This window comes from Metamycoplasma sualvi (genome assembly GCF_045276925.1).
Lineage (GTDB): Bacteria > Bacillota_I > Bacilli_A > Mycoplasmatales > Metamycoplasmataceae > UBA710.
Map to the genome: position 1 here is coordinate 777,533 of NZ_CP174167.1, position 14,175 is coordinate 791,707.

A 14,175-nucleotide genomic window follows, 5' to 3' on the forward strand; every position below is an offset into this window, starting at 1 on the left:
GTAATTATGAAAAAATTGCTGAAAGAAGTATGAAAATCTTTTAAACATTCTAAAGTAATCCTTATTGGATTAATTGTTTTAATTTTTTTATCTTCAGGTGTTATTACATTAATTTTTGATGTTGTTAATTCTTATAAAACACAATATTCAAAATTTATAACAAAATCTGTAAAACAAGATATCACTATGAATACAGATTTTAATCTATATGGAGAGGGGCCGCAACAATTTTACAAAGAAAGTCCGGCTACATATAATAATTCAACTTATTTACTAAATAATCAATGAGAATATACAGAAAAAGAAGATTATATAAGTACTATTTACTTTAATACAAATAGTGAATATTACAATTTATCTACTTTAATTCCTAATTACAACACAACATTGTATGTAAAAACAAAAGATTTGTCTAGTTTAATAAGTACAAACTACAATTTTAATAATTCAACATTTGATCTAAGCAATGCTGTTAATAATAAACTAGCTATTAAATTAAATGAAAATGGAAATAATTATTTAGAAACATATGAGAAAAATAGTAATGGTGATTTTGTAGCAAGAAATCAAATTTTTAATATTATTCATGAAATATATGACACTTATGATCCTGTGTCTTTATCATGAACTAATTCTAAAGCCTCTTCAAAATTATATGAAAATAATACTTTTGTGCCTATAGTAATAGATTTAGAAACTAATAAAGCTTATTTAGAATCAAGCTTATTATCCAATCCTCAATCAGCTGAAGGAATAAAATATTCTAATCCTAATAATCAAAATTTATATTACAAGATAACAAGTGATGAAGTTGGTGATTTATTAGGATTTAAAAAAATAATATCTATTTTAGGGAAGGTTTCATGAAAATTAGATAATACAAAAACATGAATTTTGGATGGAGATATTACTAGTTTTACTAAAGATATGACTCCAACAAAATTTTTTGCTTTAACTAATCTTCCATTAATAAAAGATGAGATTCCATTGCCTTTTATAGTTAGCAATATTTCTGAGTTAACTGTACCTACATCAATTTTTGTATATTCTCAATGTCAATATATTTTTACTCAAAATAAATATTATTTAGCAGGTATAGAAAATAATCAAATTGATCATAATATTTGAACAGGATACCTAGGAGAATGATTAAATCATATTAAAGAAAATGATATAAATAAATTTAAAGAATTATCATCATGAACTTATTGAACTAAAGACACAATTATTAATTATGTGGATCATAATGGGAACTTAATTCCTATTCAAGATGAAAATGGAAATAATATTTTGAATCCAGATGGCATTGAACAAATTAAATCATTTAATTTTAATGTTACATTAACCGAAGAAGATTTAATTAAACCGATAACAAATGCAAATGGAACTACAAGTACCATTAAGGATATAGAAAATATAAGCGATAGTAATTTGTCTAATTTACTAAATTCTATTAATAAAAATAAATCTATTACATATGAAGATGAAATCTATGAATTAGCTAAAAATTATAAATACAAAAACATTTATAATGAAATAAAACAAAAAGCAGAAAAATTAGGACTTAGAGAAACTTTAACAGTTAATACTAATACAAATAATGAAAATAATGTTTATCAATTTATCAATTTAGGTAATTCTAACAATGAAATAAATTGAAATGGCATTCAAGTTAAAGAAGAAGTTGGTAAATTAGTTGATACATCTCAAGATCATGATATTTTCTCTTTACCATCTAATATTGATATTCATTCTAATCAAGTTCCAATAGAATATGTAAGTCCAATTTTACAAGGTTTATTAAATGGTATGTCTTTAAATAGAGAATATATTAATCCTATGTTATCTTTTGGTTCTTTTACATATTTAGATAATGGCGTTGAAAAAACATTAGAAAGTAAAAAAATTATATGATTGACAATTAATGGTCAAAAAGATTTACAAAATATTTATGGTATTTCATCAATATTAATTGGTACTGAAACATATTATTTTATTTTAAAATCAACATCAGATATCAATAACTTATCTTGAGGATTACATCCCAATTATCCTCAACCTGTTGATTATGGAGAATTAGAGAAATTTATTGTAAATAATAATTTAAATTTTGCTCCATTTGATTGATATGGCAATGATAATAAGGTAGTTACAGCTAAAGGTTGAGCAAGACAAGATGATACATACATTGATAAATATTCAATACCTTTTCAATATTTATTACCCAACGCAGATCTTCTTAACGATTATAATAATGCAGAATCTGATCCTAATTCAGCTTTAAACAATCCTAATAATCCAAATGGCCAATATGGAATGGAAATATTTAGAGACAATTTAATTAGAGCTTTAACATTAGTTGTAAAACCTTTAATTACTCCAAGTGATTGAGAAATTCTTATGAGTGCTGTCAATACAGGATTTTCTAAATATGGTTTTGGCAAGGGCCTAACTCCTCCTCCACAATTATCTAATGATATATATGTTAAAGTTACGATCGGGATTCTAAGAGATGCTGTAGTATCTACAAAAAATAATTTATTTGAATCTTTATTTGGTTCAATATTTGATGGATTAAATCGTTGTATTAATCCCACAGGAACAACTACCATTGAAGAGCAACAAGCAATTTTTAATAAAGAGATTGATAAAATATTTGAAATTGCTAAATTATCAACAGGATCGATAATCTCGTTTGATTATATCTTAAATTTAGTTAATTCTTTAACTGGAATGAATTACACTAAAATTTCTGAAATAGTAACAAATCCTTCTAATTTTTTAATGGGATTAAAAGAATTAATGTCTTCAATTAATTTAGATAAAACTATAGTAGAATTTTGAGATGATTTTTATGTTAACAATTTTCAAAGCAATCGAATAATAGGTATAGGTGATTTTTTACCATATTTATATAAAAATATTTATAGTACTTCTTTATTCAAACAAGCCTTAAAAAATGTTTTATCAGCCACTGTTTTAAATAATATAAGTATGGCTGATGTATTAGAAATGTTTAAAACAAACTTGCCACCAGCAATTCAAACAATTCTACCTATTATTAAACCTATTTTAAAACAAGATAAATTACCAAGCATTGTTGATTGATTGAATATGGTAGAACCTCAACAAGGTTATGAATACTTAACTAAATCAATAATTGAAAAACAAGATACAACATATAATGTAAGTTATAAATCTATTAATTTATATGACATTTTATCTTTGTTTAGTCTTAATATTAAAGGTGTATATACTTTAGACTTAAAAACATTAGTTAAACCTAATGAACCTAATAATGATATTTCATTTGTTTATGATCCTAATAAAATGACGCCTTTAGAGGTAGATTTAGATTTAATTTGATATTTAACTAATTATGTATTTAAACATAAAAATGAGAATAATGAATATGAACAAACATTGTTATTTGATATTGATGTTACACAATTTTTAGTTCAAGGCGTTGCAAGTTTTACTGAAGTTAGAGATGATTATAATCAAATTGTTATAAATAACAATTTAGGTAATATGGCAATTGTTAATCAAGCATTTTTGGATGCTAACAATAAACAAGTTTATTCATCTTCTACTCTATCTGAAGATTTAAATGATTTAAGTAAAATAGATGACAAATATAAAATAAATGTCTCAGGAGTAGAATTTGTTATTGTTGGTCAAGATTTTACAATTGATTATATTTATCCTGTAATTGATGCTGGTAATATGAGTGTAAATACTAAAAATCAAGCATTAGTTTATGTTAATGAATATGGATTTGATAGAATAAAAAGATCTAATGTTAGCGCTACTCATGAAAAATATTTTTTAATTAAAGCTCAAGGTTCTACAAATATAGAAGAACTACAAACATGATTAAATAATTTATTATATACAACCATTACAGGTCAAACTTTTGATGCCAATGCAAACATTAACAGTAATTCTAATATTTATAAAATGGCATATTTATATAATGAAAGTTCATTATTAAATCCAGAAAGAAGTTTAAGATTAACAGTAATAGATGATTTAATTAAAAATCTTGATTTTATCCAAAATACAGTAGGTATTGTAATGATCTTTATTATTTCTATAGTAATAATTTTTGTAATAAGAAGATATATAAATTCTAGAGCCAAAGTATTAGGTATTTTAAAAGCTCAAGGATATTCTTTATGAGAAATATCTCTATCAATTTGTTTATTCCCATTATTTGTTTCTGTAATAGGAGCAACATTGGGTTATATTTGTGGATTATTATCTCAATTATCTGTTTTTAACTTGTTATCTATTTTTTGAAAAATACCATTTGTTACAATACCATTTAATTGAATAACATTTTTATTAACATTAATTGTTCCAATTATATTTTTATGTTTTTTAACCATTTTAACAACATTTTGATTTTTAACTAGAAATCAATCTATTTCTTTAATGAATGGTTCTATGGAAATTAATAACTCAGCTTTTGCAAGATCAATTAAAAAACTAAATCAACACACATCTGTTAAAAATAGATTCTCTATTTCTTTGGCTTTAGGTTCTATTGGTAAATTAATAGCATTATTTATTTCTACTTTATTTACTTCATTTATCACATTATTTTTTATAGTGTCATATCGTTCATTTAATGACTCAATTACTCAAACATATGCTAATAAAAATTATAAATATTCTATGAAGTTAGTAACTCCTACAAATCAAGGAGGGAATGTCCAAACATATTATGTAGAACCTAATGGAACATATGATATTAATAATATGTTATATGTACCTGTAGGTAATGTGGCTGAGGGATATACTTATTTATCTTCATATTTCAAACCTGGTTATAATGAAATCATTAATAAAAATGATGCTAATGGGGTTTTAGATATTAATGACAAGACAACTCCACATATTTTTACTAAATCTTCAATTGATTTATCTGTAGTAACTGGAGGATTAAACATTAATGTGTGAAAAAATCTATATAATGCAATTCCAGAATCTCAAAGATTTTCAATTGTTAATATTTCAGATAAATCTTCAAGATGAATTGAATGAACTCAAGAAGGTAAAAAATATATATTAAATGGTAAACGTTATGTAACAAGATTTATGAATTTTGGAACTGATAATGAATATTTAACTTTATATAATCCAGAAACCAATAGTAATTATCAAAAAGCTCAACAAAAAGATATTAAAATTAGTTATTTCAATTACGTTCCAAATGAAGAACAAATTGAAGAATCTAAATTTATATATAGAAGTGTAAATAATAATGAATATACAAATCAATCATTAATAATAACAGGTGAATCAATATCTAATGACATAAGACAACAATATAGAAATTTCTTAGTACAAGCCTATAACATTATGTTGAATTTTGATTCTAATAATATTAATAATAGTTTACCTATTGAAATTCAATCTCAAATGCCTGAATTTCAATTAGATTATTTTATATCTCCGGGAGCTCTTTTCTTACATAACAATGTAGAAATAAATAATACAGATGAAACATTTACTTACTTAGAAACACAAAGTGTTAATGATGCCAATATGAAACCAGATATTATTGGTTATAATAGTGATTCACGAAATATATCAATTAGAGATGCGGCAAATAATGATTTACTAAAAGAACTATCATCTTTTAATGAAAATGGTGTATATCCATTAATAGTTAATCAAGTTGTTGCATATAAATATAAATATCAAGTAGGAGATACTATTGATTTTTATATTAATAATACTAAAGACAGATTAGATCAACAATTATTAAATTCATTAAATAATTTATCTAATACTCGAAAAATATATAAATTTAAAATAGTAGGTATTAACAATACTTACATTAATGAAGAATGGATAACATTACAAAGCATATCTAATAGCATTTTAGGTTTAGATGCTAATGAATATAATGGAATTATTTCTAATAATGAAGCTCCATTGGCTTTATCTAATGTTTTATCTTTATATGCAATTAATGATTATTGATCAGCAAATAACAAAATTTTTTATGCTACTAACGAAGTTGCTAATTTATCTGATTCTGAAAAACAAACAATTATTAACATATATCGCCAACTATTCTATAACATCTCTCCAAGTGGAACAAATATATCATTGTTTGCTAATGATATATCTAGACTATATCCTGAATTAACCAATGATGATATTAATAATAAAATTGCCACTTTCATAGGGATATCAAATTTAGATCTAACATTTAACTCAAGCGATGTAGATCAAACTTTAAATAATGAAAATGCTGTAAAGGCTAATGCGGCCATTAAAAAATTTATTGACATTTACACTGATGAAGCTTTAAATTCATTATTAGTAAATGCTGTTTCTCAAGGAATTGAAGAAGAATATATTAGTCAAGCTTCAGATACTGTTAATCAAGGAATGTTAATTATACTTTCTATTTCATTTGTGATTTCCTTAACTATTTTAATTATGGTAACCTCTATGATTATTACTGAAAATGAAAGAAATATAGCTATTTTAAGTATTTTAGGTTATATAAATAGAGAAAAATTATTAATGTTCTTCTCTATTTATGTTCCAATTGTATTTATATCAATATTTTTATCAATGCTTGTTGTTTGATTATTCATTCCTGTATTTTTATCATCAATTTTATCTGTTACTTCAATTTTATTACCTATAAATTTAAACTTTATTCATATCTTAATAGCTTTTGGAATAGTATCGTTTGTTTTTGCATTAACATGCATTATATCTTGAATAATTCAAGGAAGAATCAAACCAATAATTTTATTAAAATAAATTGAAGGAGACATATATGAGAAATTGATTTAGAAATAAAAAACAAAAATATAAATACATATCTAATCCAAAATTTAAATCTAATAAACATAATACTGCAGAAGAGTTTTTATTAAATGTAGATGAAGAAAATAATAGAGATGCCATTTCTGATACAGCAGAAATCATTAAAATTAATTGAAAAGAAAATTATAAAATGAAGAAAAAAAGAAAAAAGGATTCTAATATTCATTTACAAAATAATCCTGGATATGTGATTGAATTAAAAAATGTATTTAAAAGTTATCCTATTTCTAGAAATGAAGTTACTCCTATTTTAAAAGGAGTAGATTTAAAAATTAAAAGAGGAGAATTTGTTATTTTATTTGGTAAATCAGGAAGTGGTAAATCAACATTATTAAATATTATGTCTGGTCTTGATCGCGCAAATCATGGTGATGTGATTGTAGAAAATACTAATTTACCTTATTTGTCTAATGAAGAATTAACTAAATTTAGAAGACGCCATGTTGCTTTTATTTTTCAACAATACCATTTGTTAAATAACATAACAGGATATGAGAATGTAGAAACGGGTTTAATTTTACAAAAACATAAAGACAGAAAAAATTTTAATATTAAAAAAGCATTTGAAGAATTTGATTTATTGGATGTTATAGATAAATATCCATCTCAAATGTCAGGGGGACAACAACAAAGAATTTCTATTATTAGAGCATTAGCCAAAAATGCGGATATTATTTTTGCTGATGAACCAACAAGTGCTTTAGATAAAAAAACAGGTGTTGCTGTTATGGAATTGTTAAGAAAAATAAATCAAGAAAAAGGAACTACTATTGTGATGGTTTCTCATGATCCGGATGTAATTCAATATGCAAATAGAAAAATTTTTTTAAATAAAGGTACAATAATAAATGATGAAAAGGTGAGATAAAGATTATTTAGTATGTTAGAGCTAAAACCGATTTATAACACAGGAACAATAACTTTTATTGAATCTCCTGAAAAGATGACATTAAAAAAAATTGATTCATCATATATTAGGGATCCAAAAGGTATTATTCCAAATGGAATATATAAAGTTTTCAAACACGAAAAGAATAAACAAGCATTTTTAATTTCCTTTTTAGGATCTTTGTTATTAGCTAATTTAATATGAATCATATTAATGGCCACTGTGTACAAAGAAAAAATAAATAATTTTTGATATGCTCCTGCAGTAATATCATTATCGTTAATTTTGTGAAAATTAACAACTGTTTTATTAAATACAAAACAATTAAATGTTTCCATTAACTTATATCGTGAATCATTAATTGAAGGGTCTAGACTAACCCCTCCTTTTGTTACAAATATGTATTTAAATTTATATAAATCTCAAACAAGACAAAACTGAATTGTTTTAGCAATATTATTTTATGGAATTATTTTTACGTTGTTATTTTGATGATTAAAAGACATTCAATGATGAATATTTGATTTTTCAGGATGAATAAGAGCAATTGCCCATAATCCAGAAAATATTGGATTTGTATTAATAACTATTTTAGTAGTTACATTGGTAATGCATATTTACTTTACCATTTATAGAAAAAAAAGAATAATAGACATTCAATCTTTCTTTGGCAACGAAGTAATTTCTCAATTAGAAATTGATGAACTAGTAAAAGAAAAAAATAAACAATATGCTAAAATTTTCATTTTATCAGTTTTAATTACTCTTGTATTTCCATTCTTTATTTGAATTATTTACAAGAAATTTATCAAGAAATAATTTAATTTATCTTTAATTTGCTTAAAGCATTTTTAGCAGCATCTATTTCTGCTTCTTTTTTTGTTTTACCTTTTCCTGTTCCATATATAATATTGTCGCAAATTACTTTACAACTTCAAATATTGTTTTCTTCTTGTGTACAAAAATAATTTATAGAATTTTTTGTTATAGATTGTAATAATTCTTGTAATCTTGTTTTAAAGTCTTTTAAATTTTCTTTGTCAGCTAAATCAAATTTTATTTGTGAAAAAAGAAACCTATTTAAAAAATTTATCGCTTCTTTTTCACCTAAATCTAAATAAATAGCAGCTAATAAAGATTCAAAAATATCACAACATATTCCATTATTGTTCATAAGTTCATTTGCATTATTAGAACAAATTAAAAATAAGTTAATTTTATTATCTTTAATTACTTTAGATAAAGTCTCTTCAGAAACTATTTTTGTCCTAATAATAGACATAGTTCCTTCTAATTCTTCATTAAATAAATTGTAAATATATAAACTAGAATACATTTGAAGTATAGAATCACCTAAAAATTCTAATTTTTCATATGAGCTATATTTTTTATTTTCATTAGAAAAAGTTTTATGTGTTAATGCTTGATAATAAATATTAATATTTTTCGGTTTAATATGAAGAATCTTAAACAATTCATTTAAAGGATATTTCTTTTTCATTATTGTGTTTCCAATGATTTTGTAAATCCAGCTAAAGCATCTGATTCAATAGCTAATTTAATTTGATTTAAAGCTCCTAAATAAGCTTTTTGATCACTATTACCATGGGCTTTAATTACCAATCCATTAACTCCTAAAATTCAAGCTGCTCCCACATTACGATAATCTAAATGTTCTTTAATTTCTTTAAATACATTACGCATTAAGAAAGCACAAAATTTTCTTCATGCATTTTTTTTGATTTTTTGTTTAATTAATTTAGAAAAAGATAAAACAGTACCTTCTAATGATTTTAAAGTCATATTTCCACTATAACCATCTGCAATTACAACATCTACTAATCCTTCTAATAAATATCTAGATTCAATAAAACCTGTATATTCAAATTTTAAATCTGAAGATTGAAGAATATCATTAGCTTTTTGATGATAATCAAAGCCTTTGTAATTTTCAGTTCCAATATTTAAAATAGAAACTTTGGGATTTTGTATTTTTAATACACTCTTAGAAAAAGATGCTCCTAATTTAGCTCATTTTACTAGATAATCTTCATTAGAAGTTAAATTAGCACCCTCATCTAAAAGAATAAATTTTTTGTTAGATTGTATTGTAGGGATAATGGACATAAAAGCTGGTCTGGAAACATTTGGCAACCTTTTTATGATCATGATAGAACTTGCTAAATATTTACCACTATCTCCTGAAGAAAGAACAGCACTTCCCTTACCTTCTTTTAATAAATGTAATGCACTGTTCATAGAATTATCTTCTTTGTGAGCATCTAATAATGATTCATTAGATTTGGTAACAACATTGGGATTATGAAATATTTTAATTTGTTCATTTTCTGAACAATATTTTATAATTTTATCTTTATCACCAACAAGAATGATTTTATATTCAATATTAGCTTTAACAAAATTGGAAGCAGCCAAACAACCTGCTTTAATTCCATTATCATTGCCCATAACATCAAATATAATTGTTTTTTCCATTTTTACTCCAGTCCAAACATATAATCATAAATATGTTGATCACCATTTTGAATTTGTACTTCAATATCATATTTGCTTAAAACATATTTTTCAATTTTCTTAGCATCTATTTCAGAAACATTGTTTCCATAATAAATTATTAAAATTTGAGCTTTTTTGTTACTTTTAATCATTTTGTCAATTAATGCAGTAGAAGCTGATAAGGAATCTTTTTTAGTGCCAATTATTTTATGAGACATAATCATTAAATATGATCCTTCTTTAACTTTTACATTATCTATTTTTGTGTTTTTGATTGCTTGGACAACTTCACCTACAATTAAATTTTTTAAACTTGATTCTATTTCATTGATATTATCTTCAATATCTATTTCTGGAGAATAATTCATAATTGCAGTAATTCCTTCTACTTGAGATTTTGTAGGAATAATTTTAATATTTCTATCTGATTTAATTTTTGCTGCTTGTTGAGCGGCAAGGATTATATTAGAGTTGTTAGGTAAAATAATAATATTTTCTGCATTTACAATATCAATAGCTTCTATAATATCTTGAGCAGAAGGATTATTAGATTGTCCTCCTTCAATAACATGATCACACTCCAATTCATTCATGATATTTATAAAACCTGATCCTGCATTGCAAGAAATTATTGCATTCTTTTTAGTAGGCTGAACTTTTGTTGCTTCATAACTTTTAATACCTTCTAAATTAGATTTTGTATTATTTGCTTGTTCAGTCATATTTTCAATTTTAACAGTTAAAAATTCACCAACTTTTTGTCCAATATTTAGAATTTTGCCTGGAGTTATTGTATGAATGTGTAATTTTAATAAATTACCATCATTTACAATAACCATAGAATTACCTAGTTTTTCTACTTGAGAGACAAATTTATTTTTTACAAATTTATCAGGTTCATTTAATTTAATAATAACTTCGGTACAGTAACCAAATTCTCCTGAATATACTTCTGTATTAGAAGCTATTACTAAAGGTTTAGTTGAATTTAAATCAATTTCTACTTTAGTACCTTCAATTGCTGACTTCATTCCTTCTAAGATCATCAATAAACCTTCACCACCGGAATCAACAACACCAACTTCTTTTAGAACAGGTAATAAGTTAGGAGTATTTTGTAATGAATTTTGTGCTTTTTGTACAGCAATTGATATTACATTATTAAATGTAGAATTTTTATCAACTTTAATTTTTGCTAATTCTTCAGCTGTTTCTCTGATTACAGTTAAAATGGTACCTTCCACAGGTTTTAAAACAGAATCATAAGCAGTTTTAGCTGCCATTGAAAATCCATTTATAAAATCTTCAATATTAATATTATTTAAAGAACTTCAAGCATTAGAAAATCCTTTGAAAATTTGAGATAAAATAACACCACTATTTCCTCTAGCAGATAACAACATATTTTTAGAAACTAATTCTATTAATTCCCCTACTGTATCAAAAGATTCTTTCTCAATCAATTGAATTGCTTTTTGGAATGTAGAAGACATATTAGTACCTGTATCTCCATCAGGAACAGGAAAAACATTTAGAGCATCAATTCTTTCTTTATTATTAAATAATTTATTAGAAGCTGATTCAATAATAAATTTTAATTTTTCTGCATTTAAAGTTTGCATATTATTTCACTCCTTTAATATAAATATTTAGTTTTTTCAATACGTAATCCTGTTTTGTGTTTTTGAAATGAAACTTAATGGTTTCTAAAATTTCATTAGATAAGTTTTTAGTAGCAACATTTCTATTAATAATGATTGCTATTGAAATTTCTAAATGACCATTGTTTTTAATATCTTCTATTTTAATTCAATTATCTTTATTTTTACTAGAACCATCTAATAAAGAAACCAAACCTATAATACCAGGTGTTGTTTCTAAAATAGAATCTATTTGTTTTATAATTTTCAATAACTTTTGATTTTCCATAATAACTTAAAATAAAAATTATACCACATAAGAAAAATAGCTAAATTGTCTATTTAGCAGATGTGGTATTTCAAATTTTTTTTATAACTTTTACATCAAAAAGATCTTTATTATGATATTGTGATTTCAATATATTATTTTCTTTGAATAATCTATCATTTTGTTCTTGTAAATCCTTTAACTTTTCTAATGTATTTTTTAATGAATCATTTGATTCATCATTATGTATAGGATAATCATTTGTTTTGCTAATATCATTATGAAGATCTCTTAAAGAATTTTTGCATTTATTATTAGATTTGAATTCTTCATGTTTTTTTCATAATTGCTCTAAATTATTTTTATGTCTTATTTGTTCTTGAATTAATAACTTATCATCTATTTTTGATGTATTAGCTGTTTTTATTTTATATCTTGTATAGCAAACACGGTTATTTAATTTTTCATTATTTTTGTCATTTAATTGATAACTCTTAATTGCTTCCTGTATATTATTGATTTGTTTAATGCTATCAAATAATTTATCTTTAACTGAAGAATTGTCATTGTTGAAATTACTTGAATCTTTTTTTGTGTTATTTTCTAAAGAGGAATTTAACTTAATTTTGTTATTTACTACTAGCAACAAACTTAAAATATTTTTATTATCATTCATAATTTGATTAATTAGTTTGTTATAAGTATTCATATTTAAAGATAATTTTGAAAAGCCATTATTATAAACATGTTCTATAAAATCTTGGTGTTTTTTATTTAAATCAAATAATTTTTCTTGATTAGCAACAATTTTATTAATGTTTTCTTTAAGATAATTTAATATTTTTTGATTAAAATGGATATTTTCTTCCATTGTAGAAAGTTTATTTATTATTTGATTGAACTTAGACAAATTATTTAATATATAATCTTTAATTGTTTTGTGTTCGATATTAGCATCCATATTTTTAATTTCATGTTTAATATTTAATTTTTCATTATTATTGTTTATATTTTGGAAATCTTTTGATGAATTTTCAGCATCCAAAATTTGAGCGTCACTTGCAACTATTGCATTATTATCAAAAGTATTTTCTTTTTTGTTTTTATTTAATTGAACAACTCTTTGAATAATCATTTTCTTGTTTATTTTATTATTTAACATTTTTGTGGTTTTTGTTGTTAATTCACCAGTAAGTGCTGAAGTATTAGAATTGTTCATTAAATTATAGTCATTTGCCGCAATTTGATCTAAAGAAACTTTAGAAGAACTTTTTTCATATTTAGGCCCACTTGTTTGTGTGATTGCTTTTTTAGTTTTTATGTTTTCTTCATTTGGAATTTCATTTCCTTTTACACTAGTAACAATTCTTTCTTTGACATTAGCATTATTTGTAATGTCTTCAATATGATCTAAATCGATTGTTTTATTTAATGTTAAAGTGTTAGTAGAATCTAGAGAAGATAAAAGAATTTCTGTATTAGGTTCTTGTAAAGTGCCTAAAGGAATAGTAACATTTTCAGCATTTATATTTATTTGATTAAAAAATATTTGGTTTTCTTTTTGTAAATCATCTTTAATTAATTCTCATTCTTTAGCTTTTTTATGATCAAATTCATATTGGTTTCATTCTAAAGTTTTAAATGTATAAACATCATCAACTTTCTTTTTATAGTACTCAGAAAGATTATTAAAAATATTTTCACAAATTAAAAATTTATTTTTTAAATCAAAAGCAAGAATAGATTTAATAGTACTTCTTCTTGTTTTCAATTTAGAAGATGGTATATTTCCAATCTTGGCAGCTTTTTGCAAATTTATTAAATCAAAAGATTGTAAAAATTTGATTTTATCATCTAACGAAAAATATTCATCCACAAATTTAGGTTTATTTACTTTATCTTTTTTCATTATAGATAAATTTTACTATATTTCTAATATATCTAGCCAATTTGGGTCTTTCCATGAATTATTTTCTTTGTTTTTAATTTAATAATATTAAAGT

General features: G+C 23.5%; 8 protein-coding genes. 3 read left to right on the forward strand and 5 right to left on the reverse strand.

Annotated elements, in window-relative coordinates; genetic code table 4:
• The first annotated feature begins 6 nt into the window (after positions 1-6).
• From ACJA29_RS03715 to ACJA29_RS03725, 3 genes are read left to right on the forward strand one after another with little or no spacing between them, the layout of a single operon-like run.
• Positions 7-6,792, forward strand: coding sequence for an FtsX-like permease family protein (locus tag ACJA29_RS03715; RefSeq protein WP_406602545.1), 6,786 nt, complete (start codon positions 7-9; stop codon positions 6,790-6,792).
• A 16-nt stretch (positions 6,793-6,808) separates the two neighbouring features.
• Positions 6,809-7,726, forward strand: coding sequence for an ABC transporter ATP-binding protein (locus tag ACJA29_RS03720; RefSeq protein WP_406602546.1), 918 nt, complete (start codon positions 6,809-6,811; stop codon positions 7,724-7,726).
• Positions 7,727-7,738: 12 nt separating this feature from the next.
• On the forward strand, positions 7,739-8,566 hold the full coding sequence (locus ACJA29_RS03725) for an MSC_0882 family membrane protein (RefSeq protein WP_406602547.1): 828 nt from the start codon (positions 7,739-7,741) through the stop codon (positions 8,564-8,566).
• A gap of 1 nt (position 8,567) precedes the next feature.
• Here ACJA29_RS03725 and rnc read toward each other — a convergent pair whose 3' ends face one another.
• Genes rnc through ACJA29_RS03750 form a run of 5 tightly spaced genes read right to left on the reverse strand, consistent with a single transcriptional unit; the run spans position 8,568 to position 14,081 of the window.
• A complete protein-coding gene (gene rnc / locus ACJA29_RS03730) occupies positions 8,568-9,248 on the reverse strand; it encodes a ribonuclease III (protein WP_406602548.1) in 681 nt (226 codons plus the stop codon).
• Entirely contained in the window at positions 9,248-10,243 is a 996-nt protein-coding gene (gene plsX, locus ACJA29_RS03735) for a phosphate acyltransferase PlsX (RefSeq protein WP_406602549.1), read from the reverse strand. Before plsX ends, rnc begins: the two co-directional genes overlap by 1 nt.
• 2 nt (positions 10,244-10,245) lie before the next feature.
• On the reverse strand, positions 10,246-11,886 hold the full coding sequence (locus tag ACJA29_RS03740) for a DAK2 domain-containing protein (protein WP_406602550.1): 1,641 nt from the start codon (positions 11,884-11,886) through the stop codon (positions 10,246-10,248).
• A 1-nt stretch (position 11,887) separates the two neighbouring features.
• Positions 11,888-12,193, reverse strand: a complete 306-nt coding sequence (locus ACJA29_RS03745) for a hypothetical protein (RefSeq protein ID WP_406602551.1) — start codon at positions 12,191-12,193, stop codon at positions 11,888-11,890.
• Positions 12,194-12,242: 49 nt separating this feature from the next.
• Positions 12,243-14,081 carry a hypothetical protein gene (locus tag ACJA29_RS03750; RefSeq protein ID WP_406602552.1) on the reverse strand — a complete coding sequence of 613 codons (1,839 nt, stop codon included), beginning with the start codon at positions 14,079-14,081 and terminating at the stop codon, positions 12,243-12,245.
• Positions 14,082-14,175 lie beyond the last annotated feature (94 nt).